The organism is Lysinibacillus sp. GbtcB16, assembly GCF_019091145.1.
In the GTDB taxonomy this organism is placed as follows: domain Bacteria; phylum Bacillota; class Bacilli; order Bacillales_A; family Planococcaceae; genus Lysinibacillus; species Lysinibacillus fusiformis.
On the sequence record NZ_JAGXJV010000001.1, the window covers coordinates 2,286,706 to 2,308,990 of the forward strand.

24 protein-coding genes are annotated in these 22,285 nt (G+C 37.8%); 5 read left to right on the top strand and 19 right to left on the bottom strand.

The window, feature by feature from the left end; all coding sequences use genetic code 11:
• The first annotated feature begins 356 nt into the window (after positions 1 to 356).
• On the top strand, positions 357 to 593 hold the full coding sequence (locus tag KVT27_RS11645; RefSeq protein WP_008179922.1) for a DUF2627 family protein: 237 nt from the start codon (positions 357 to 359) through the stop codon (positions 591 to 593).
• Between the two features lie 46 nt (positions 594 to 639).
• Here the strand turns inward: KVT27_RS11645 and KVT27_RS11650 are convergent, their stop codons facing one another.
• The 15 genes from KVT27_RS11650 to nusB all read right to left on the bottom strand — a co-directional run bounded on the left by KVT27_RS11650 (position 640) and on the right by nusB (position 15,960).
• Positions 640 to 1,368, bottom strand: coding sequence for a glycerophosphodiester phosphodiesterase (locus tag KVT27_RS11650; protein WP_036126921.1), 729 nt, complete (start codon positions 1,366 to 1,368; stop codon positions 640 to 642).
• A complete protein-coding gene (locus KVT27_RS11655) occupies positions 1,361 to 2,932 on the bottom strand; it encodes a flagellar assembly protein A (RefSeq protein WP_008179917.1) in 1,572 nt (523 codons plus the stop codon). The genes KVT27_RS11650 and KVT27_RS11655 overlap by 8 nt, the downstream gene beginning before the upstream one ends.
• A 333-nt stretch (positions 2,933 to 3,265) precedes the next feature.
• A complete protein-coding gene (locus KVT27_RS11660) occupies positions 3,266 to 3,451 on the bottom strand; it encodes a hypothetical protein (RefSeq protein ID WP_036126923.1) in 186 nt (61 codons plus the stop codon).
• A 176-nt stretch (positions 3,452 to 3,627) separates the two neighbouring features.
• Positions 3,628 to 4,419 (bottom strand): sporulation transcription factor Spo0A, encoded by a 792-nt coding sequence (gene spo0A, locus KVT27_RS11665; RefSeq protein WP_008179911.1) that lies wholly within the window; start codon positions 4,417 to 4,419, stop codon positions 3,628 to 3,630.
• Positions 4,420 to 4,813: 394 nt separating this feature from the next.
• A complete protein-coding gene (locus tag KVT27_RS11670; RefSeq protein WP_008179909.1) occupies positions 4,814 to 5,761 on the bottom strand; it encodes a SpoIVB peptidase S55 domain-containing protein in 948 nt (315 codons plus the stop codon).
• Positions 5,762 to 5,882: 121 nt separating this feature from the next.
• Positions 5,883 to 7,574, bottom strand: a complete 1,692-nt coding sequence (gene recN / locus KVT27_RS11675) for a DNA repair protein RecN (protein ID WP_150907184.1) — start codon at positions 7,572 to 7,574, stop codon at positions 5,883 to 5,885.
• A gap of 33 nt (positions 7,575 to 7,607) precedes the next feature.
• On the bottom strand, positions 7,608 to 8,057 hold the full coding sequence (gene ahrC / locus KVT27_RS11680) for a transcriptional regulator AhrC/ArgR (RefSeq protein ID WP_008179906.1): 450 nt from the start codon (positions 8,055 to 8,057) through the stop codon (positions 7,608 to 7,610).
• Positions 8,058 to 8,157: 100 nt separating this feature from the next.
• Positions 8,158 to 8,976, bottom strand: coding sequence for a TlyA family RNA methyltransferase (locus KVT27_RS11685; protein WP_036126928.1), 819 nt, complete (start codon positions 8,974 to 8,976; stop codon positions 8,158 to 8,160).
• Positions 8,976 to 10,877 carry a 1-deoxy-D-xylulose-5-phosphate synthase gene (gene dxs, locus KVT27_RS11690; RefSeq protein WP_036126930.1) on the bottom strand — a complete coding sequence of 634 codons (1,902 nt, stop codon included), beginning with the start codon at positions 10,875 to 10,877 and terminating at the stop codon, positions 8,976 to 8,978. The genes KVT27_RS11685 and dxs overlap by 1 nt, the downstream gene beginning before the upstream one ends.
• Positions 10,878 to 11,039: 162 nt before the next feature.
• Positions 11,040 to 11,921: a polyprenyl synthetase family protein gene (locus tag KVT27_RS11695; protein WP_025116086.1), complete on the bottom strand. Its 882-nt coding sequence runs from the start codon at positions 11,919 to 11,921 to the stop codon at positions 11,040 to 11,042.
• A 3-nt stretch (positions 11,922 to 11,924) separates the two neighbouring features.
• Positions 11,925 to 12,158, bottom strand: a complete 234-nt coding sequence (gene xseB, locus KVT27_RS11700; protein ID WP_036126931.1) for an exodeoxyribonuclease VII small subunit — start codon at positions 12,156 to 12,158, stop codon at positions 11,925 to 11,927.
• A complete protein-coding gene (gene xseA, locus KVT27_RS11705) occupies positions 12,155 to 13,513 on the bottom strand; it encodes an exodeoxyribonuclease VII large subunit (protein ID WP_036126933.1) in 1,359 nt (452 codons plus the stop codon). Before xseA ends, xseB begins: the two co-directional genes overlap by 4 nt.
• Before the next feature lie 231 nt (positions 13,514 to 13,744).
• Positions 13,745 to 14,560 carry an undecaprenyl-diphosphate phosphatase gene (locus tag KVT27_RS11710; protein ID WP_008179894.1) on the bottom strand — a complete coding sequence of 272 codons (816 nt, stop codon included), beginning with the start codon at positions 14,558 to 14,560 and terminating at the stop codon, positions 13,745 to 13,747.
• A gap of 130 nt (positions 14,561 to 14,690) precedes the next feature.
• Complete coding sequence (gene folD / locus KVT27_RS11715; protein WP_036126934.1) at positions 14,691 to 15,545, bottom strand: bifunctional methylenetetrahydrofolate dehydrogenase/methenyltetrahydrofolate cyclohydrolase FolD; 855 nt, start codon at positions 15,543 to 15,545, stop codon at positions 14,691 to 14,693.
• A gap of 31 nt (positions 15,546 to 15,576) precedes the next feature.
• Positions 15,577 to 15,960, bottom strand: a complete 384-nt coding sequence (gene nusB / locus KVT27_RS11720) for a transcription antitermination factor NusB (RefSeq protein WP_008179889.1) — start codon at positions 15,958 to 15,960, stop codon at positions 15,577 to 15,579.
• A 211-nt stretch (positions 15,961 to 16,171) separates the two neighbouring features.
• Here nusB and KVT27_RS11725 point away from each other — a divergent pair, with 211 nt between their 5' ends.
• The 3 genes from KVT27_RS11725 (at position 16,172) to KVT27_RS11735 (ending at position 18,534) form a co-directional block, all read left to right on the top strand.
• On the top strand, positions 16,172 to 16,339 hold the full coding sequence (locus tag KVT27_RS11725) for a DUF2197 domain-containing protein (protein WP_144422574.1): 168 nt from the start codon (positions 16,172 to 16,174) through the stop codon (positions 16,337 to 16,339).
• A gap of 11 nt (positions 16,340 to 16,350) precedes the next feature.
• Positions 16,351 to 17,187 (top strand): MerR family transcriptional regulator, encoded by an 837-nt coding sequence (locus KVT27_RS11730; protein WP_036148986.1) that lies wholly within the window; start codon positions 16,351 to 16,353, stop codon positions 17,185 to 17,187.
• A 177-nt stretch (positions 17,188 to 17,364) separates the two neighbouring features.
• Positions 17,365 to 18,534 (top strand): MFS transporter, encoded by a 1,170-nt coding sequence (locus tag KVT27_RS11735; RefSeq protein WP_036126938.1) that lies wholly within the window; start codon positions 17,365 to 17,367, stop codon positions 18,532 to 18,534.
• A 93-nt stretch (positions 18,535 to 18,627) separates the two neighbouring features.
• On the opposite strand, the gene KVT27_RS11740 is transcribed toward KVT27_RS11735, so the two are convergent.
• The 3 genes from KVT27_RS11740 to KVT27_RS11750 all read right to left on the bottom strand — a co-directional run bounded on the left by KVT27_RS11740 (position 18,628) and on the right by KVT27_RS11750 (position 19,738).
• Positions 18,628 to 19,038 carry an Asp23/Gls24 family envelope stress response protein gene (locus tag KVT27_RS11740; protein WP_036126940.1) on the bottom strand — a complete coding sequence of 137 codons (411 nt, stop codon included), beginning with the start codon at positions 19,036 to 19,038 and terminating at the stop codon, positions 18,628 to 18,630.
• Between the two features lie 171 nt (positions 19,039 to 19,209).
• Positions 19,210 to 19,473 carry a nucleoside triphosphate pyrophosphohydrolase gene (locus KVT27_RS11745; protein ID WP_217581331.1) on the bottom strand — a complete coding sequence of 88 codons (264 nt, stop codon included), beginning with the start codon at positions 19,471 to 19,473 and terminating at the stop codon, positions 19,210 to 19,212.
• Between the two features lie 100 nt (positions 19,474 to 19,573).
• Complete coding sequence (locus KVT27_RS11750; RefSeq protein WP_196244012.1) at positions 19,574 to 19,738, bottom strand: hypothetical protein; 165 nt, start codon at positions 19,736 to 19,738, stop codon at positions 19,574 to 19,576.
• Positions 19,739 to 19,927: 189 nt separating this feature from the next.
• On the opposite strand from KVT27_RS11750, the gene KVT27_RS11755 reads away from it, so the two are divergent.
• Positions 19,928 to 20,452 (top strand): GNAT family N-acetyltransferase, encoded by a 525-nt coding sequence (locus tag KVT27_RS11755; protein ID WP_217581332.1) that lies wholly within the window; start codon positions 19,928 to 19,930, stop codon positions 20,450 to 20,452.
• A gap of 463 nt (positions 20,453 to 20,915) precedes the next feature.
• Here KVT27_RS11755 and accC read toward each other — a convergent pair whose 3' ends face one another.
• Positions 20,916 to 22,283 (bottom strand): acetyl-CoA carboxylase biotin carboxylase subunit, encoded by a 1,368-nt coding sequence (gene accC / locus KVT27_RS11760; RefSeq protein ID WP_008179874.1) that lies wholly within the window; start codon positions 22,281 to 22,283, stop codon positions 20,916 to 20,918.
• Positions 22,284 to 22,285: the final 2 nt, after the last annotated feature.

Consider the following 22,285-nt stretch of genomic DNA (forward strand, 5'->3'; position numbering starts at 1 on the left):
CCAAATGCCCGTCCCAATCAAGTTTTATCTAACAATTCTTTCCCTTATTGTCCTCTTCTCAGCAAAAAACCGAGCCCCATTTTACTGTAGGTGTTTAGACCCTTATACAGGAAGAAAAAAATTGTTTAGTAATGGATAATATTGCTCCACTTATTTTTACAATACTGACAAATTCACAATTTCGCAACTATTATTACACATTCTTATTTAAGTAAGAATTTTCTAAACATTCAGTAACAAAAACCACTTTATGCCCTGCCTAGCTTTGAGGAATAAATATGATATTGATTCCTACCCTTTCTTGACATTCCCCCATCCACAGGTACAATTAATCATAGGAATAAGGAGGGGTATACATGGCCCGTTTAGCTGCATTTATTGTAATGCTTATTCCAGGTCTTATGGCTGCAGGCGGCATTAAATTTATGCGTGATACATTATTTGGAAAGCTTCTTTCGCCTTTCCCATTTTTATGGCTACAATTTGTAGTGGGTGTTATTTTCTTTGTGATAGGCTTCGGCTTTTTCGCAGGATTTTTACTACATCGTGACCGCAAAAATGGAAAAGTAGCACCTCGCTTCCAAAAAAAATAAAAATAGCTATCCAAATAAGTCACATGGGCTTACTGGATAGCTATTTTTATACTCGCTGCTGTGTAGTGATGACTTTATCAGGATAATCCGTAATCCAACCTAACACAGCATGGTGCGGATTCGTTAAGAACGGTTCATTACCATCAATGGCATAAAAACGACAGGCTTTGCCGCTTGTAACACATGCCTCTAAATATCTTGGTTTGTAGTACCGTTTATGCATATGAACAGTATCTGCCGCTTTGTAATCAGCTAACAAATCCCATTTTAATTTTTTTGTGGCTATTAGAGCTGTTTCATATTCAGGCCTATGTTTTTTCACCATTTCCAGTAATTCATAATGAAATGATGAGAAGTGGCTCCCTGTTGGTAATGAGAGCCCTTGAAGAAAATCTTTTAGCCCACTTTGATTGTCTAGAATGGTTGATTTTAATTCAATATTTAAAGGGAGCTTATTTGTTTTAGCCCATGCTAAAACTGCATCAAATGCTGGCATTTTAGCCGATGAAAAAAGACGCCTCCAAGGCTTTCCGAGTTTAAAACGCAATAACTCTTCCATCGTACAATCACTCACCAGTTTATTGATACCTACTAATCTTGACAATTGTGGATCATGGTACACGATTGGACATCCCTCTTTTGAAAATTGGATGTCTAACTCAATGCCATCAGCCCCCAGCTCCAATGCCTTTTCGAAGGCTTTAAAGGTATTTTCAAGCGCATAGGCCGAAGCCCCTCGATGTGCAAACACTGGAATATAGGACGAATTAGACATTTAACTCACCAAACTCCAGTAGAAATTTCCCATTGGTCATTTTGCTTAATAAAGATGATTTTTTACCAATTTGAATATATGTTCCCGGATGCGCTTCCTTTGTGACAATAATCTCTTCTTTTCCTATATGACGCATTTCGTCCATTATCAGTTTAATTTCTCGATCTAATGTAACAGCTTCTGCCTTTAATTTTGTTAAAGCCTGCTTGGTCTCTTCAAAGGACGCTGTTTGTTCTTTAGACATTTGGTTGAGGAATGGTAATAAGCTTTTCATTTTGGACTCATGGGCTGCAATTTCTGATTGTAACTCTTTAAGCTGTACAGCTTTTTCCTGCATCATCGAATTATTCTCTTGTTTATTGACACTTTCAATAATCAAATCCGTTCGACGTTCCAATCGGTTACCTGATATGGCAGTGACAATTGTATTTTTAGCTACAGCACGTCCTCCAATAATTTTACCTTTTCGTTCGTCTACGAAAATAGAATGAGCTGAAAGTTGTGAACCTAATGCATAGAAGCCTATATGGATACTATCCGCCGCAAATAAATTTGCTTCATTGACATGTTTGACAAAAATATTGCCGCCCGCTTCCACAACTGTTGAGCCTAGACCAAAAATGCCACCGCGAATATAAACATCGCCTTCAATGGATTTAATTAGTTTGGCACCGCTTACACCTTCAGCACCATCAATAGAAATATCGCCAGTTGCAATAACCGTATAGCCATTTGTTACGGTCCCTTTAATACTAAGAGAACCATTAAATTCTAGATTTCCTGTTTCAACGCCCACATCACCGTTAATAGGTAGGTGTCTGTTTACACCAATCATACCTTTCACATCATCTAGAACACCAGCAATTTTCGAGCGGATCACAATTTTTCCGTCCTCTTCCACTTCATATGCTGATTTTGTATCATATCGGATAGGAAAATCTCGTCCTGGTGCAGCAGCCACTACCTCACCTAGTACATTTTTCCCTGGTTTACCTAATGTAGCAGGAATCTTTTCACCTAGCCATGAGCCTTCTGAAATTTCTGAGATAAAATTCATATCAAAGTAATCCGCTTTTCCATCATCACGAATGACCGGTTTTCGCTCCGGTTTAGGTAAGTATGTAATTTGTGCATCCGTGCCTGCTATAGGTGGTTGCCCCTGTGCAATTAAAAATGCTTTTCCTGGTTCAGCCTTCGAAATATCAAAATCTAATATTCCATGCACTATTTCATTTTCCGCAAGTGTTTCTTGTACTTGCTGTGTTAGCTTTTCTTTATGATTTGCCATATATTCGTTTGTTTCATAGATAAAAATAGAGGCTGACATTTTATCACGGGCAATTTCAGCTTCTATATTTGGAAGCCAGCGGCCAATTTCTACTGGACTTGTGTTTTGAGTTGACAGCACATTTTTTAAAATTGAAAAATTAGATAATTTAAGTCGCGGATGACTACGTAGTATGCTATCAAATTCTTTTAATGGAAATCCGGCACTAAAAGTAAGCATAAATACCTTGCCATTCTCTTCAGAAATTTCGAAGTTTTCATTTCGAACTAGAATCAAGCTACCTCCTCCTTCCCTCTATATGTAAGTATATACAATCCACTTACATTTGTTTAGAGACCATTGTCACTAACGAGAAAGAAAATAGTACTACTTAATCATTAAAACATCCAACTATTTTTTATTTCCAATAAATATTAATAGGTGTAAAATACTAAAAAAATGTTTATTATTTAATTTTTTTAATAAAATCAACCTTAAATAGAAGGTTATTCTATTAGGATAATTTGAACAAACAGTAATCCTACTCTATATATTATAGGATAGGATCGTCATAAAAATTAAACAATAAAGAGTCTTTAGAACTATAAAATTATCAGATATTAAGGCTCTTTATTCAAGATAGCTCTTAATATTTCCAATTTGAAAGGTCGCGCCAAGCTGTCCCAATTCCTCCTTACTCATATATTGCATACTTATTTTACCGTCTAATACGAGTCGGACTTCAAATAAATGTTCCTCTAGTTGTGTAATTTCTATAGAGTCCATTCCATCTAATTGAAAGTTGACACTTTTCATTTTTGATCACCTATTTCTCCATTACATCAGTATCATCGCTCATAAGATAATAGATACCCATCAAAAAAATACGCCTTTCTAAACAGTGGTCACACTGTCTAAAAATGGCGTTATAAAAACTCGAGGTATAATTGCTATATCAGTTTTTCTATCGTTTATTGATAAAAATTATATGTTTAGCTAGCCATCATGTCGATGCGGATTTTGTCTGCAATCATAGCAATGAATTCACTATTTGTCGGCTTGGATTTCAAGTGATGCACCGTGTAGCCAAACATCGACGAAATGGATTCATAATTGCCACGATTCCATGCAACTTCAATAGCATGACGAATTGCACGTTCAACACGTGATGGTGTCGTATTGAATTTTTTCGCGATTTCTGGATATAAGATCTTTGTCACAGATCCTAATAATTCAATATCCTCAAATACCATTTGAATGGCTTCACGCAAATAAGAATACCCTTTAATATGTGCAGGTACACCGATTTCTTTAATAATAGCTGTAATCGTGCTGTCTAATTGATGCTGATTTAATTTTTGAGGGACGGTAGGTTGTAAAACGCTTGTCTTTTTAGGAAGAGTCGCCTTCTGTCCAGCACAATGTAAAATCTTCTGCACTAATTGGTCAAATTCAAATGGCTTTAGCATGAAATAAGATGCCCCTAAATCTACAGCCTGCTTCATGACATCTTCTTGGCCAAAAGCAGTTAACATAATTACTTGGACTGATGACATTTTCTCATTTTGATACATCGATTCTAAAACAGCTAAACCGTCAAGATGAGGCATGATTATATCTAGAAGTAAAACATCAGGTGTAAATTCCTCAAGCATTTGTAGACAAACTTTTCCGTTTGAAGCCGTCGCAATAATTTCTATTTCGGCATGTCCTTGGAAATATTGCTCCATTGTTTTTAATAACTCACGATTATCATCTGCAATCGCTACTTTTACCTTTGTCATTTCAATTCCTCCTTCTGGACTTGCTTTGAACACTCCAAAGCGTTAACCTAACCCCTAAATGCCGTTTTTGGCACACTGTGGAATTTTCGACATTTTTGTTTAAAAACCTTTTTCATTTCCAAAAATGAGTATGTAGTCCGATACTTTCTTTTTATATCGACAAGTTGCGCTAAATATTGGCAAACTGTCGAAACGCTCTTATTACCTATTTTAGATAAAAAAATAAGATAAAACTACAGTTTTTTTAAATATCATGACTCCTTTCGTTTATTATTAGAAATACTTGTTGAATACAAGGTATTTTTAACATATAGATAAAAACCCGCAAATCTCCAGCGGGCACCTGTTCTGCCAGCGGAAAAATGCGGATTTTTACCAAATGCCATCCCTCTTTTTAAGAAGACTTCCTTAACATTTCAGCTACTGTTAGAGCTGCTCCCTTTTTCGGCTCCTCCACAAACATATGTGTTACAGCACCGACAAACCGACCGTCTTGAATGATAGGACTGCCACTCATTCCTTGCAAAATTCCACCCGTTTTTTCAATGAGCTTTTCGTCAGAAACTATAAATTCAAGTCGTTCATTTTCAACCTTTGTTATTTCAATGGAAAAAGTTTCGACTTTTCGGCCTTCAATGGCTGTATATATTTCCGCTTTCCCCGTTTTTATATCTTTTTCATGCATAATTTCAATCGCTTTGGGTAATCTTTGTGGATAGCCTTCTTCCCAACGGCCAAAAATTCCATAAACAGTATTTTTATCTATACTACCCAGTCGTTCCTGATGTTTTTCAATGGAGGATATTTTGTAACCTGGTTGGCCAGGCGTACTTTTACGGATTTGTTGAATTGAAGCTAAGAAAATGGAGCCAGCTCTAAATACAGGGGCCTCTTGTAGGGTTGAATCGACAATTTGATGACCTAGTGCACCATAGTTTTTTGTCTCTGGATCAATATAAGTCAGTGTTCCTACTCCATCTGTTTCATCTTTTAAAAAGGATATGATATGCTCTGCTTCTTGATTTTGTAATTCGAGTGTCACTTGTTTTCCGTCATTATTGATCGTCCATTTCTGTTGGCCTTCTTTAGCCATAGCTTGTTTGGCGTCTGCCAGCGACTTTACAGGTATATCATTAATTTTTTCAATCACTGCGCCACCTTTCATCCACTGATTGGAAGCTAACAGTACATCATGCGCTACGAACACATGTGATAATTGAAGTTGGATTCCAATGGCTTCACCCATCGGTATAAGCTTTTTGGCGGCTAAAGCTTGTATAGGCATCACTAACAAAAAGATGAGCATAGGCAAAATGACTAATTGACGCCAACGACGATTCATACGACACCTCCTTTTCATTTTTGTCTTTTTACTATGTGTTGTTGTGGCATTCTTATAAGCGGTAAATATTTGTGCAAAAAGAAAAAAACCAGAAACAGGTTCAACTGTTTCTGGAATATGGTTAACGCATTTGTTTTTTTCGCTCTTCTGCCATTGTTAATAACTCCGTTGCATGCTGAAGCGTTAAAGCTGTAATTTCAGTTCCAGACATCATACGGCTGACTTCTTCAATTCGAGCATTTTGATCAATTTCTGATAAAGACGTAAATGTTCGATCATGCTCAACTTCTTTCTTAATGAAGTAATGATGATCAGCCATCGCAGCAACTTGAGGTAAATGTGAAATACATAGCACTTGAGAATTAATGGATACCGCTGCAATTTTTTCTGCAATGGCTTGTGCCACTCTTCCACTAACTCCTGTGTCTACTTCATCAAAAATGATGGATGTGATACCATTAGAAGAAGAGAAAATGGTTTTCAGCGCCAGCATCATTCGTGATAATTCTCCTCCCGAGGCAATTTTCGGTAAGGATTTTGGCGGTTCTCCAACATTGGTAGAAATATAAAAAATAATTTGATCTTTTCCAGTTGCATCGAAATATGGTAATTCTTCAAAATTGACAATAAATTTAGCTTTTTCCATATGTAATTCCCGTAACTCTGCCATAATGGCTTCACTTAACTGTTGGGCAGCAGCTTTACGCACAGTTGAAAGTTCTGTAGCAAGCTCATTGAGCACCGATTCCATTTCGAGCACTCTTCGTTCTTTCACCTGCAAAATTTCATCGCGATTCAGCAGCTCATTTAACTCTATTTTTATTTTTTCAAAATACGCTAAAATGTCCTCCACAGTCGAGCCATATTTGCGTTTTAAATTTTGGAATAGTGCTAATCGTTGTTCTACCTCATTTAAACGCGCTGGATCAAACTCCAATTCATCTAATACATTTTTGACCTGATAAGCCGCATCTTGTAGCGCATAAAATGCCGTTGTCACTGCCTCAGAAGCTTCTTTGAATTGCTCGTCCACTGTTACTGCATCGTCCAAGGCACCCATTGCATTACCAATCCAATCAAGACCTTTTGATTCTCCCTGAATGGCCTCATAGGCAGCACTAGAACGTTCAAAAATTTTATTGTAATTCATGAGACGACGGCGTTCATCAAGAAGTTCATCTTCCTCACCTAGCCTTAAATTGGCTTCTTCTAGCTCTTTTATTTGGAATTGATACAAATCAATGCGTTGTGCCATCAATTGTTCATCGATGGAAATCGAGGCTAAGTCCTTTTTCAGCAATCGATATTCTTCATATTGTTCGCTGTATATTTTTTGTTTAGGCAGCAGCTGCTCTTCTGCAAACTGGTCGAGTAAATTGATATGCTGTTTTTCATCCATCAGCTCTTGGTTTTCATGTTGGCCATGAATATCAATGAGACTCCCACCAATTTCTCTCAGTACTGATAATGGCACAAGTTTACCATTTACACGGCAAATACTTTTCCCAGAATCATTTAGATCACGACGTAAAATAACTGTATCTTCTTCAATTTCAATGCCTGCTTCTTCTAATTTTTTTAGCACAGGATGCGTGGAATTCGAAATTTGAAATAAGCCACCTAATTCAGCCTTTCTTGCCCCATGACGAATAAATTCAGTATTTCCCCGTCCACCAGCAAGTAAATGAACAGCATCAATAATAATAGATTTACCAGCACCAGTTTCCCCCGTCAGTACAGTCAATCCTTCAGAAAAACTCACAGTCAAATCCTCAATGATAGCAAAGTTTCGAATACTAAGCTCTCTTAACACAAATTGTCACCTCTGAATCCATTTCCCCATTTTTTAAAGCATGTCTAGTAAGCGATTTTTTGTATTTTCCCGCTCATTTTCATTTCGACAAATAATTAAAATGGTATCGTCTCCAGAAATTGTACCTAAAATTTCTGGCCAATCTAAATGGTCTAGTAAGGATGCAATCGCATTCGCATTACCCGGAAGAGCTTTCATCACTAAAAAATGCGATGCTCCATCAATGCTTATAAAGGCATCGGCTAGCGCGCGATGTAATTTTTGCACTGGGTTAAATCGCTGATCAGCGGGCAAGCTATACTTATAGCGACCGTCCTGTAATGGTACTTTCACCAAATGTAGTTCTTTAATATCTCGTGATACCGTAGCTTGTGTCACATTATAGCCTGCATCTTTTAGGAAATCGACTAAATCATCTTGTGTTTCAATTTCATGATTCGCAATAATATCCCGAATTCGTATATGTCTTTGTCCTTTATTCATCGTAGCCACCTCTAATAAATAATTAAATATGTGTATAATCACACTACCATTTTCAACAAAAAAGCACAAGAAAAAACACGGCTCTATAAGCGAGCACGTGTTATTTTAAAGAATTATGCGCTTCTTCAACGAGTGCATTAAAAGCTGTATAAGCAGGAATGTCTTCGTCTCCAATAGGATTCACTAAATGGAATAAAAATTCAATATTTCCTTCCCCACCTGTTATCGGGGAATAAGAAGCATCCTTCACAACAAATCCAATTTCTGTGGCCATTGCCGCTGTTTTTTCTAATACTTCGAGATGGACTTTTTTATCACGAACGATACCTTTTTTTCCAACTTTATCTTTTCCCGCCTCAAACTGCGGTTTCACCAATGCCATGACATCGCCACCTGGTAGCAATACTGTTTTTAACACCGGTAAAATTAATGATAAAGAAATAAAACTAACATCTATTGTAGCAAAATCAGGTAATCCTTGAGATAAATCTGCTGCCGTAGTATAACGGAAATTAGTTTTTTCCATGACGGTAACACGTTCGTCTGACCGAATTTTCCACGCTAATTGATTGGATCCGACATCCAGTGCATAGCCATGTCTTGCTCCATGTTGCAATGCACAATCTGTAAACCCACCTGTAGAGGAGCCAATGTCAAGCATTAGCTTCCCTTCTACAGACATATCAAAAATTTGTAGGGCCTTTTCTAGCTTCAGACCACCACGACTAACATATTTTAAATCGGAGCCTTTTACTTGTAGAGGCGCATCGATAGCAATTTTTTCTCCTGCTTTATCGATTCGTATTTCATTTGAAAAAACAAGTCCCGCCATAATGGAACGTTTTGCTTTTTCTCTTGTTTCACATAATCCACGCTCTACAAGTAAAATATCCACTCGTTCTTTTGGTTGTTTTGTCATTATTTATTTAAACCTACTTGCTGTTTTTGTTGAAGTAATACTTGCATACGTGCTGCTGCGTCCTCTGCTGTCATATGAATTTCTTCGAGCAGCTGATCAACGTTACCATGTTCGATATATTGATCTGGAATACCCATTCGATCAACAATTGCATGGAGATAGCCATGGTCGTGAGCAAATTCTAATACTCCGCTACCAAATCCGCCTTTTAGGACGGCTTCTTCAATGGTTAATATCGGTTTATGGTTGGATAAAATTCGGTGTAGCATATCCTCATCCATTGGTTTGATAAAGCGTGCATTGACCACCTCGATATCGATCCCTTGCTGCGCTAATATATCTGCTGCTTGCATGGCCATCGGAATCGTTGTGCCAAATGTCAAAATGGAACCGTCTTTTCCTTCTCGTAAAACTTCCCAGCTACCAATTGGTAATGCGACTAGCTCATCATCTAATGGAACGCCAATCCCATTACCGCGTGGGTAACGTAGTGCAATCGGACCACCATCGTACTCAATAGCTGTTTTAACCATATGTTGCCCTTCATTCTCATCCTTAGGCATCATAATCGTCATATTTGGAATATGACGAAGGAAAGCAATATCAAATACGCCCTGATGCGTTTCACCATCTGCCCCAACTAAACCAGCACGATCAATACCGATAAAGACATTTAAATTAGGACGTGCAATATCATGCAACACTTGATCATAAGCACGTTGTAGGAATGTTGAATAAATCGCTAAAAATGGCTTCATATTTTGTGTAGCTAAACCCGCTGCCATTGTTGCTGCATGTTGCTCGGCAATCCCCACATCGAAGAAGCGATTTGGAAAGTCTTGTTGAATACCCTGTAATTTTGACCCGACAGGCATAGCAGGTGTGATCGTCACGACTCGCTCATCTTCATGAGCAATTTTACGAACAGTTTCTGCAATTAAACTACTCCATGCTGGTCCTTTAGTTTCGGACTTCACAAAGGCACCATTTTCAATTTTATAAGGACCTGTTCCATGCCAATTACCGATCGTATCGTCTTCAGCAGGTTTATAGCCCTTTCCTTTTTTCGTAATTACGTGAACAAGGACTGGCCCCTTCACTTTTTTTGCATGGGATAATGTCATTTCCAATGCTTCAAAATCATGACCATCAATAGGACCAAGATATTTAAAGCCTAATTCCTCAAAAAAGACACCTGACACCACTAAATATTTTAAGCTATCCTTAAGTCGTTCCGCGGTAGAAGCAAGCTTCCCACCTAATACCGGAATTTTATTAATAAGTGATTCTAGCTCTTCTTTGGCTTTTGAATACTCCTTGGCAGTACGCAAACGACCTAAAACACTGTGAAGCGCACCAACGTTTGGAGCAATGGACATTTCATTATCATTTAGGATAACAATCATATTCGTTTTTGCATGACCGATATGATTTAACGCTTCAAGTGCCATACCGCCAGTTAAAGCGCCATCCCCAATAATAGGAATTACATAGTTATGTTCTTTTTTAATATCACGTGCTGCTGCCATACCCATGGCTGCTGATAAGGAAGTCGAGCTATGACCTGTTTCCCATTCATCATGTTCACTCTCCACGCGCTTTGGAAATCCACAAAGCCCTTTGAACTGACGTAGTGTGTCAAATTGACTCGCACGACCTGTTAAAATTTTATGCACGTAAGCTTGGTGGCCAACATCCCACAAAAACTTATCTTTTGGACTGTCAAACATTTTATGCAACATGATCGTAAGCTCGACTACTCCTAAATTCGGCCCGATATGTCCACCTGTGACAGAACATTTTTCGATTAAGAAGGTACGAATTTCTTGCGCTACCTGCTCAAGCTCCTTCTTATTTAAGTTTTTTAAAAAGGATGGACTAGTTATTTTATTTAAATCCACCTTTCTCACACACCTTTTCAATAAAATATTCACCGCATTTGTTTTTCACTATTATAGCAGTGTTATCAATATGCTAAAAGTACGAGCACTTCATTGTTTACAATTTGTAAACGTTCCCACCTATTCTAGCATATTCTTTTCCTTCAATGCCTTGATTTTCTCTCAGTTTTTACGATGAACAATATATGCCGCAAAGTCTCGTAATAAGCTAGCATCTATTGGTAATTGATCGAGTGCATTAATAGCATGTTGATAATGCTCAGCAAGCTTTTCTTTCGCTCCATTTAGCGTTAAAAGTGCTGGGTAAGTACTCTTATCACTAGCTACATCTTTCCCAGCCGTTTTTCCTAGTTCCTCTGTTGTTCCTTCGATATCTAAAATATCGTCTTGGATTTGGAAAGCGAGGCCGATGTGATGGGCATATTCCTTCAAAGTAGCACGGTCTTGTTTAGATGCATCTGCTAATACGGCTCCCGCTTCAATACTAAATCTTAATAAAGCACCGGTTTTATTAACATGGACTTGTTCCAGTTCAGTTAAATTAAGCTGACGCTGCTCACCTTCCATATCCAGTACTTGACCACCAACCATGCCCTCAGCACCTGCGGCAACGCTTAACAATTGAACAAGCTCGATCCGCTTTTCAGCCGTTACTTCCATACGAGCTAAAATACCAAACGCCAATGTGTTTAATGCATCTCCCGCAAGTGTTGCAAGTGCTTCTCCATAAACTTTGTGGTTTGTTGGCTTGCCTCTTCTAAAATCATCATTATCCATGCTTGGTAAGTCATCATGGATTAACGAATACGTATGAATGATTTCAATGACAGATCCTACAATTAAACCATCCTGTAAATTTTTTTGGTAAAGCTCCAGGACAGCTAATACAAAAAGTGGTCGAATGCGTTTACCGCCTGCCTTTAATGAATATAGCATGGAGTCCTTTAAATCTACTGGAGCATCAATTTTTGAAACAAGTGCAAACATCGTTTCTTCGATTTGTGGTATGTTGCTTTCGATAAAGTACTTTAATGGCTCATTCATTTCCTAATTCTCTCCCTTTAGTGGATCAAATGCTGTTTTTTCACCTGTCTCTTGGACAATAGATACTAGCTGCTCTTCAGCATGCTGCAGCTTACTATGGCAAAACTTTGATAGCTCCATTCCTTGCTTGTATAAATCAATCGCATTTTCCAATGGTACATCGCCTTGTTCTAGCTGGCGAACTATTTCTTCCAATGCCGTCATAGCTTCTGCGAAAGTTTGTTGTTTTTCTGTCACAACGATTCCCCCTCATTCTTTGGCAAAATATCCTTCACTTCAGCCACAACCTTCCCATCATGGAAAGTCAATGTTAGATGATCCTGCTTCTGCACGTCAGTGGATGATTTAATCATCTGTTGATCTTTATAAGCGACTGTAAATCCTCTTGTTAAAATGGATAGTGGATTTAATGCTTCTAATGTTCGAATAGCTGCCTCAAATTGTTGTTGCTGCTTCGCTACATAATACGTTGTAGCACGAGTTAATTGTTGCATGCGCGCTTCTAGCTCCCGTTGATGGAAGGCAAGTGCTTTTTTTGGTGAATGTTGTGCCACCGTACTATGTAATTGCTGAAGCTGAGCACTTTTCTTCATCAAATCTACTTGCATGGCTGTTTGCAATCCTGACTCGAGCTGTGCCAATCTTTCAGTAAACGGTCGATATAGTCTTTCTGGCATTGATAGTGGATAAGACTGTTGGAGCTTATTAAGACGCTGTCGTTCAGCCATAAGTTGCGACCTAACCATTTGATGAATTTGAGATTTTTGGGAAAGTACCCGTTGGAATAGCTCCGCTTGATCTGGGACTGCCATCTCAGCGGCCGCTGTTGGTGTAGGTGCACGTAAATCAGAAACAAAATCGGCAATTGTCGTATCTGTTTCATGACCAACTGCGCTAATAATAGGAATTCGACTGTCAAAAATAGCTCTCGCCACTATTTCTTCATTGAATGCCCATAAGTCCTCGATCGAGCCTCCCCCGCGTCCAACAATCAACACTTGACAAGTTGCCTCTTGATTGGCACGTTGAATGTTTTGCACAATATTTGGTGCCGCCTGTGCTCCTTGTACGAGTGTAGGGTAAATCAAAATTTCAGCTAGAGGGTAACGTCTCTTTAAAGTCGTACAAATATCTCGAATCGCTGCTCCTGTCGTTGATGTTAGCACACCTATTTTTTCAGGAAACTTTGGAATCGATTGCTTCCATTCTAATTTAAAAAGCCCTTCTTTTTGTAATTGCTCTTTTAATTGATTAAAGGCAACAAATAGACTACCTATACCATCCGGTTGCATTTCTTGGACATATAGCTGATAAGTCCCATAGCCTTCGTAAACGTTTACATCACCACGGATAAATACTTGCATACCTTCTTTTGGTTCGAATGCTAATTTCGTGGCAGCGGTTTTAAACATCGTGGCAGCGATTCTTGCCCCATCATCCTTTAATGTAAAATAAATATGGCCAGATTGATGAATTTTAACATTTGATAGCTCACCTTTCACATACACTTCGCGTAGGTGAGGGTCCGCATCAAATTTTCGTTTAATATATTTTGTTAATGCTTTTACAGTTAAATAAGAAGCAGAGGACATGTTTTCGGCTCCTTTACTAAGATCAGGTTTTTCACAAAAACTACACCTATCATAACATTTTTTACTGGTGTTGACGCGTTTAAATACAGTTTCGCTAGAAAAAATGCCTGTCTTTTATCTATCAAAAAACAACTATAACATATTCCAACACGTTCTAACTAATAGAAATTGACTATTCAATGAATAACAAAACAAGGTCCCATAACAACAGTTGTTATGAGACTTTACATTTTAATAAAATAATAATAATAATGTTCCTACAATAAAACAGTAATACGTAAAATAGCTAAGTTTACCGCTTTTCATAATGCCCATAAACCAACGCATGGCAAAGTACGTCATAATAAGAGTAGCTAGAAAAGTGGCTGCATAAGGAAGCGCTAACGCACCTTTATTAGGCTCATCTAAAAAATCAGTTATTCCTAATACGACCCCACCTAAGCTTACTGGAATATAAAGCATAAACGAGAAGCGTAAAGCTGTATCCTGTCTCATACCTACTGCAATCGCTGAAATAATCGTCGCACCTGAGCGGCTAATACCTGGTGTAAGAGCAACTGCTTGCCCTAACCCAACAATAATGGCATCCTTTGCACTTAAATCTGCATCTTTTTTCTTCCCACGCATATTACGAATCAGCCATAATGCCGCACCCGTAACAAACAACATGAGCGCGATTGTCGTCATACTCACATTGTCTGCAATAACATCACTTAATAATACTCCTAAAACGCCCGCTGGAATAGAACCTATAATGATATACAGGGCAAAACGAAAATCAGCATTGTAGCGCTTCTCACGTGTTTTCAAGTACAAGAAAAAATGGGAAATCAATCGTACTATATCCTCACGATAAATATAAACAATAGCAAGTAACGATGCTGTATTAGTGAGAATGGCGAACGTAAACCCTTGTTCACCAAGCCCTAGTATTTCGCTGGCAATCATCACATGTCCACTTGACGATACCGGAATTGGTTCTGTAAACCCTTGGACAAGACCAATAATGATATGCTTCACAATTAACACAATATCGATATTTTCCATAAAAACCTCCTACTAAGTATGTATGTCCCAAACGTTACATTAGACGTCAACATTAGCATAAAAGTTCTGGAATTAATCCATAAAAAAGTCATCTCAACATGATATTGAGATGACTTCTTGAAAAGGCTATTTAATTAGCAAGCTTATTTTCAGCTGCTTGCACAGTGTTGAATAGTAACATTGTGATGGTCATTGGTCCAACACCGCCTGGTACAGGTGTGATATGAGACGCTATACCATCTACTTCAGCAAAGTTTACGTCGCCGCATAATTTATTGTTGTCATCACGATTAATGCCAACATCAATTACAACAGCCCCATCTTTCACATGCTCTTTTGTAATAAAGTTTGCACGTCCAACAGCAGCAATTAATATATCCGCTTGTTTTGTAAATGAAGGTAAATCTGGCGTTTTGGAATGTGTATACGTTACCGTAGCATCTTTTTGCAATAGTAGTTGCCCCATTGGCTTACCTACAATATGACTACGTCCTACGATTACAGCATGTTTTCCTGCAATTTCAATTCCTGAATACTCAAGAAGCTTCATTACGCCAAAAGGAGTACAAGGTAAAAATGTTTCTTGGCCAAGCATCATTTTCCCCACACTGACAGGTGAGAAGCCATCAACATCCTTCTCGACAGCAATTGTCGCGATGACTTTATCCTCATCAATATGTTTTGGAAGTGGTAATTGTACTAAAATACCGTGAATATCTTCACGTTGATTTAATAGTTGAATTTGTGTTAATAATTCCTCTTGCGTCGTTTCTTCTGGTAATTTAATTAGTTCCGAATACATACCAATTGCTTCACAAGATTTTTGTTTATTTCTCACATATGTAGCTGAAGCTTGGTTGTCCCCAACTAACACAACCGCTAAACCAGGTGTTAACCCTTGCTCTTTTAAACGAATTACACGCTCTGCTACAGCATTACGAATTTCTTGACCAATCTCTTTACCATTAATAATTGCACTTGACATAAACCTTCGTTACTCCTTCCAATTCAACACATTATTCTTGTTCTGTAAATTTAGAAAGTACACCATTGACGAATTTAGATGAACTATCATCGCCAAATGTTTTACATAACTCGATTGCTTCGTTTAGTACTACTCTTTTTGGTGTTTCGGGCATGTATAACAGCTCGTATACAGCTAGGCGTAAAACAGTTCTCTCAATTTTGGGTAAACGGGCAAGTGACCACTTTTCAAGATGCTGTTCTAATGTAGCATCAATTTCCTCCAAATGTTCAGCTGTTCCAGTAACAATTTTTTCGTAGAAGGCATTTGTCGGTTGGCCTTTAATATGACCCATTGCTTCTTCAACTGTTAAATCTGTATTGTCTAGCTGAAACAAAACTTGCAACGCTTTTTCGCGTGCTTCATGTCGTTTCATGTAAAGCTCTCCTTCTTAAGTGGCATTAAGGTTTATAATAGCATAAAATCGCCCGAGAAACACGATTTGAAGCAAGTTTTCAATAATCTGAAACCTTTTTCAAGAAACTTTTTGCGCATCTAACAATTCGTCTCGAGCATTCCAAAATACTTGTTTAATTCACAAAATGTTATAATAAAGAAAATTGAAAGAATCTACAGAGGTGTTCACAATGCAATATGAAGCTATTTGCACGAGCTGTAAAAAACCATTCAAGCTCCAAGAAGGTGAAGCACAATACAAACTAATGAAAGAACGTAAAGCTCACCTATTTTATTGCGAAGAGTGCAAGCATAAAATTCGCTTTGATGCCATCCGAAACTTCTTTAGCTACTATTAGTGGAGGCCATTATGAAGGAACATTATTATACAATCGGTGAGGTTGCCAAACTGTCCAATCTATCCATTCAAACGTTACGCTATTATGATCAGATCGATTTATTTAAGCCTGCTTATACCGATTCTTATACCAATTATCGCTATTATAAAGACAGTCAAATTTTCTATTTAGATATCATTAAATCACTTAAATATATTGGCATTTCTCTAGAGGATATAAAGAAAGCGCTCAAATTAACGTCTGAAGAACTACTTGACTTTTTTGCTCAGCAAGAGCAAAGAATTGATACTAAAATTTCACGCTTGAATGAAGTAAAAAACACGTTATTAAAAACCAAAAAGCAATTACAGGAACAAATCGATATCCCCTTCTTTGGTGAGGTATATATACAAGTAGAGGAAGCCATGCCCATTCTACAAGTGACAACTACCGAATTAACTCCAACTTCTAGTACCAATACATATTACGCAACACTTACAAAAATTATTGAGAAGGAAGGCAGTGTATTAAATAGTCGCTATGGTTGTATATATCCGCTCGCTCCCTATGAAAATGTGAATGCAATTATTTATGACGCCATTTTCACCCCGCTATTAACAGAGCGAGTATTTTCGAAGCTATCGTCGAATATTGAACAAACCATTATACCTGCTGGTACATTTGTCTGTATTGCATTTATCTACCATCCGGATACCTACTTTTCTTTTTATGAAAAATTAAGAAATTATGTCATGGCTCAGTCTGAAGCTTTTGAATCTCAAGTTTATGAACTGTATATGCCCGCAACCCTTACTTTAGAGCATGAAAAGAAATTCATTGTTGAATTAAAGATTCGAAAAAAACAATAAAGATACAATCTCCCTTTATGTATAACTGTCCACATTAATTTCCAAACTGATAAAAAATCATCAAATTGAAAACAAATCTTTTGACCCTATAGTTACTATAGGGTTTATCGTAATACATGGAAATATTCTAGTAGAATGTCAATTTCATGTATCGTGAACGAATAAAAGGAGAACATTATGAGCAAGAAGCAAAATATAACATTAGCAATTTTACTATCGAATCTATTCATTGCCTTTTTAGGTATTGGTTTAGTCATTCCAGTTTTACCAACCATCATGAATGAGCTTCATATTTCAGGCTCTGTCGTTGGTTATATGGTGGCAGCCTTTGCTATTACGCAACTGATCGTGTCACCCATTGCTGGTAAGTTAGTCGATAATATTGGCCGCAAAGTCATGATTGTTGCAGGGCTTTTTATTTTTGGACTTTCTGAGTTTTTATTTGGATTGGGACGTTCCATTGAAGTCCTATTTATTTCTCGAATGTTAGGTGGCGTGAGTGCGGCCTTCATTATGCCAGCCGTCACTGCTTATATTGCCGATATTACAACACTATCTCAACGCCCGAAAGCTCTTGGCTATATGAGTGCTGCAATTAGTACAGGCTTTATAATTGGTCCTGGAATCGGAGGGTTTTTAGCCGAATATGGTACACGTGTTCCCTTCTATGCAGCAGGTGTCCTTGGCCTTGTAGCAGCAATCTTTTCATTGGTATTACTAAAGGAACCAACACGTGCTGGAGATAAGGAAGATACACCAACATCAATTTTAGGGAGTGCCAAGCGAGTATTTAGCCCGCTTTATTTCATTCCATTTATCCTTATTTTCGTCCTATCATTTGGCTTAGCTGCATTCGAATCATTATTTAGTTTATTCGTCGACCACAAATTCGCCTTTACGCCATCAGATATCGCCATTATCATTACAGGTAGTGGGATTGTAGGTGCATTGGCACAATTATTACTATTTGATTGGCTGACAAAGAAAATGGGAGAAATTAATGTCATTCGCTATTCACTGATCCTTTCAGCGGTCTTAACTTTTGCTATGACTATCGTGAATCATTATTTCGCCATCCTATTTGTCACATTCTTTATTTTTGTTGGTTTCGATTTAATTCGTCCAGCAGTCACTTCTTATTTATCTAAAATTGCCGGCAATGAGCAAGGGTTTGTGGGTGGTATGAACTCTATGTTTACAAGCCTTGGTAATATTTTCGGTCCTATTTTAGGCGGGATATTGTTCGATATTAATTTGAACTATCCATATTACTTTGCCACAATTGTTTTAGTGATTGGTGTCATCCTTGCGTTATTCTGGAGAAAACCAAAGCATATTGAACTATAAACGAACAGCGATACAATATAATATTATGAATGAATTTCCAAATTAAAAAAGGATTGCCCACAGATATGTCTTCTACGGGCAATCCTTTTAGTTTTATTCATGTACTACAGTTTCTTCTTTTTCGAAATGAATCGCTGTAATATGCACATTTACTTCTGCAGTTTCGAGTGCTGTCATATTAAAAATAGCTTGGCGTATCTGTGTTTGTACTTCCTTCGCAACCTTAGGAATGGCATATCCATATTTCACAGAGCAAAATACATCAATAGCGATTTCACCCGTTTCTGTTACACCTGATTTAATCCCTTTATTGTGTACTTTTTTACCGAAACGTTCCACGACACCTGTCGCAATATTACCACGTGTTGCAGCAATGCCTTCGACCTCATTTACTGCGATCCCTGCCACAACCTCGATAACCTCTGCCGCTACTTCAATTTTTCCAAGCTCTTCTTTTCCAGAAGGTGTTGGTTGTACGAAAGATTGTCCTACTTTCTCTGCCATACAAATATCATCCTTTCCCTTACACATCACAAACAAATGCTGTACTTACATATATTATACTATAAAAAGGAAGGTTTGGCTGTCGAAAGCCGTTTTAATTTATAAAGAAGCTGGATCCTCAACATTTATTAAATAAATCCTCTTGTCAAAGCCTCCGCGCTCCATTTTCTTCTAATTACGGAATGCCTCAAGCTCTTCATAGCTCACACCTAGTGCACTAATTGTTGTATGTATTAACTCTAAAATATCTACTAATTCCTCAACCTCATCTTGTACAGTAGTAGCATCATGAAACTCCCTAGCTTCCTCGAGCATTTTTGCTTTTACTTCCGTTAAAAGCTCAATTGGTTCTAAAGTACGCGCACGATAAGTTAGACCTTTCGCATCCATTATTTCTAAAATATTATCTCTTACTAGCTTATTAGATATAGGCATACTGATCCCCCTCCTCAACTGCTCTACCCGAATTATACAGTGGTATAAACAAAAACCTCTAACTGTAAAAAAAGTTAGAGGCTTTTCAAATAGCGATCGCTTACTTCACTTTTTCTGCAACACCCAATACATCATTCTCTTCAAGGAACTTCGTTTTGAATTGTGCTGATTTAAAGACGTCATTGTTCATGAGTGCTTGGTGGAATGGAATAGTTGTTGCGCTTAGTTTAATAAGAATAGGGTTTGCGTGAATGATGAATCTCATAGCCAGTCCTTTTTATGCTTTCAAATCAATCATAAGAACGCTCATAGGTGCTAAAGTCGCTTTGAACACTTCTACAAGATTTGCAATCTCCATTTAACTATCAACTCTCACTCTAATATGTTATGTTTTTAAATAAAAAGAATTTTCTGTTAGTTAAGGAAAAGATAGAAATATGATGGGGGAATGAAGATGAAAATTAGAACAGCAACAATTCAAGATGCACAAGGTATTGGAAAGGTTCATGTTGACAGTTGGAGAACAGCCTATAAAAATATTATTCCTGATAGTTTTTTAGATAAATTATCCTATGAACAACGAGAAAAATTATGGGAAAGAAATATCAACAGAGAAGATAATTATGTTCTTGTCGCTGAAAATGAAATTGGAGAAATTGTTGGCTTTGCAGTTGCTTCAACTAGAGAAACAAACGTTGAACGTAATTCAAGTGACTTAACCTCGATTTACCTATTAGAAGAATATCAAGGCAAAAGGATTGGAAAACTTTTATTGAAAGAGTTATTTATGTATTTTAAACAGAAAGGGTATCAATCAATATTTGTAGAAGTATTGGCAGAAAATAAAACACGTTTTTTCTATGAATATTACGGAGCGGAATATGTGAAAACGGTGCAAATTAATATTGGTGGAAAAGTGTTAGAAGAATACGTCTATGTGTGGAATGATATTGATAGGGTTTTGGAAAAACTAAAATAGGGACTATGAACAACCATTCGACATTCAAAACAATAGCCATCATACTAAGGGCTTGTGTGTATGATTCAACCTCATTACACGCAAGTCCTTTTGCTATGCTCTCACAATCAACTGTGAGATTAATCCACTTGAAAAAATTATCTACGAAACGTTTAAAAGTTATAAATATATTCGCTGATTGTCGCCTTACGAACGCCCAACAAGACGCATTTGCTCTTTCACAATTAACATATCACTATTAATTTCTACACCTTTCTAAGCCTCATGTAATTCAGCTACATCAATCATTAGCTTTGGTGGAGTAATCAGTATCGTATCTTCCTCTTTAAACGTACCCTCAAAGCTTGGTAGCTGTATAGCTTCTGTCATATCTTCTAAATCGAAGTCCCTGTACGCTGACCTTTTCAAGATAAACAAAAAACCTCTAACTGTAAAAGTTAGAGGCTTTTCAAATAGCGAACGCTTACTTCACTTTTTCTGCAACACCCAATACATCATTCTCTTCAAGGAACTTCGTATTGAATTGTGCTGATTTGAACACGTCGTTGTTCATGAGTGCTTGGTGGAATGGAATGGTTGTATTGATTCCAGGACCAGATACTTCAAATTCACCTAGTGCGCGATTCATTTTCGCAATCGCCTCTTCACGTGTATCGGCATGAACAATAAGTTTTGCCACCATTGAATCATAGTATGGTGGAATTGTATAACCTGCATAGACAGCAGAATCAATACGTACACCATAGCCACCTGGCGTTACATACGTATCAACAGTTCCTGCTGAAGGCATGAAGTTTTTATAGGCATTTTCTGCGTTAATACGGCATTCAATAGCCCAACCATTTAATTGAATATCATCTTGAGTGAAAGGTAGTTTTTCACCAGATGCAATTTTTAATTGTTGTTGTACAAGATCTACACCAGAAATCATTTCTGTTACTGGGTGCTCTACTTGGATACGCGTATTCATTTCCATGAAGTAGAACTTGTCCTCTTGATAGTCATAAATGAACTCAATTGTTCCAGCACCTTCATAGTCACAGGCTTGGGCTGCTTTTACGGCAGCTGCACCCATTTCAGCACGGCGTTCAGAAGAAAGAGCTGGAGATGGAGCTTCCTCTACTAACTTCTGCATACGACGTTGAACAGTACAGTCACGCTCGCCTAAATGCACGACGTTACCATAGCCATCCGCTAAAATTTGGATTTCACAGTGACGGAAGTACTCGATGAATTTCTCTAAATATACGCCAGGGTTACCGAATGCAGCAGCAGCCTCTTTTTGCGTAATATCAATACCTTTGACAAGATCTTCTTCTGTACGTGCTACACGAATCCCTTTACCACCGCCACCAGCAGTGGCTTTGATGATTACAGGATAGCCAATTTTAGCAGCCCATTCTTTACCTGTTTCGATATCTGGCACAATACCAGTACCCGGAACAAGTGGAACTCCTGCTGCTTCCATTGTTGTACGTGCTACGTCCTTGATACCCATAATTTTAATGGAATCAGATGATGGACCGATAAATTTAATGCCAGCGTTTTCACAAGCTTCTGCAAAATCAGCGTTTTCCGATACAAAGCCATAGCCTGGGTGGATACCGTCAGCACCTGTTTTTTCAGCTACACTAAGTAGAGCTGGGAAGCTAAGATAAGAATCTTTTGATAGCTTTGGTCCAATACAGTAGGCTTCGTCTGCTAATTTCACATGTAATGCGTCTGCATCTGCCTCAGAGTACACAGCAACCGACTGGATGCCTAACTCTTTACAAGCACGAATGATACGCACAGCGATTTCGCCGCGGTTTGCAATTAAAACTTTTTTCATGA

Excerpts from the sequence above, each read along its gene's own strand:
- KVT27_RS11695 (WP_025116086.1), bottom strand. The coding sequence starts at position 11,921 with ATGAATGAGCCATTAAAGTACTTTATCGAAAGCAACATACCACAAATC.
- KVT27_RS11750 (WP_196244012.1), bottom strand. The coding sequence starts at position 19,738 with ATGAGATTCATCATTCACGCAAACCCTATTCTTATTAAACTAAGCGCA.
- KVT27_RS11735 (WP_036126938.1), top strand. The coding sequence starts at position 17,365 with ATGAGCAAGAAGCAAAATATAACATTAGCAATTTTACTATCGAATCTA.
- KVT27_RS11710 (WP_008179894.1), bottom strand. The coding sequence starts at position 14,560 with ATGGAAAATATCGATATTGTGTTAATTGTGAAGCATATCATTATTGGT.
- KVT27_RS11740 (WP_036126940.1), bottom strand. The coding sequence starts at position 19,038 with ATGGCAGAGAAAGTAGGACAATCTTTCGTACAACCAACACCTTCTGGA.
- ahrC (WP_008179906.1), bottom strand. The coding sequence starts at position 8,057 with ATGAATAAAGGACAAAGACATATACGAATTCGGGATATTATTGCGAAT.
- KVT27_RS11660 (WP_036126923.1), bottom strand. The coding sequence starts at position 3,451 with ATGAAAAGTGTCAACTTTCAATTAGATGGAATGGACTCTATAGAAATT.
- accC (WP_008179874.1), bottom strand. The coding sequence starts at position 22,283 with ATGAAAAAAGTTTTAATTGCAAACCGCGGCGAAATCGCTGTGCGTATC.
- KVT27_RS11650 (WP_036126921.1), bottom strand. The coding sequence starts at position 1,368 with ATGTCTAATTCGTCCTATATTCCAGTGTTTGCACATCGAGGGGCTTCG.
- KVT27_RS11730 (WP_036148986.1), top strand. The coding sequence starts at position 16,351 with ATGAAGGAACATTATTATACAATCGGTGAGGTTGCCAAACTGTCCAAT.
- KVT27_RS11645 (WP_008179922.1), top strand. The coding sequence starts at position 357 with ATGGCCCGTTTAGCTGCATTTATTGTAATGCTTATTCCAGGTCTTATG.
- folD (WP_036126934.1), bottom strand. The coding sequence starts at position 15,545 with ATGTCAAGTGCAATTATTAATGGTAAAGAGATTGGTCAAGAAATTCGT.
- KVT27_RS11755 (WP_217581332.1), top strand. The coding sequence starts at position 19,928 with ATGAAAATTAGAACAGCAACAATTCAAGATGCACAAGGTATTGGAAAG.
- KVT27_RS11685 (WP_036126928.1), bottom strand. The coding sequence starts at position 8,976 with ATGACAAAACAACCAAAAGAACGAGTGGATATTTTACTTGTAGAGCGT.
- spo0A (WP_008179911.1), bottom strand. The coding sequence starts at position 4,419 with ATGACAAAGGTAAAAGTAGCGATTGCAGATGATAATCGTGAGTTATTA.
- KVT27_RS11745 (WP_217581331.1), bottom strand. The coding sequence starts at position 19,473 with ATGCCTATATCTAATAAGCTAGTAAGAGATAATATTTTAGAAATAATG.
- xseA (WP_036126933.1), bottom strand. The coding sequence starts at position 13,513 with ATGTCCTCTGCTTCTTATTTAACTGTAAAAGCATTAACAAAATATATT.
- KVT27_RS11725 (WP_144422574.1), top strand. The coding sequence starts at position 16,172 with ATGCAATATGAAGCTATTTGCACGAGCTGTAAAAAACCATTCAAGCTC.
- KVT27_RS11670 (WP_008179909.1), bottom strand. The coding sequence starts at position 5,761 with ATGAATCGTCGTTGGCGTCAATTAGTCATTTTGCCTATGCTCATCTTT.
- nusB (WP_008179889.1), bottom strand. The coding sequence starts at position 15,960 with ATGAAACGACATGAAGCACGCGAAAAAGCGTTGCAAGTTTTGTTTCAG.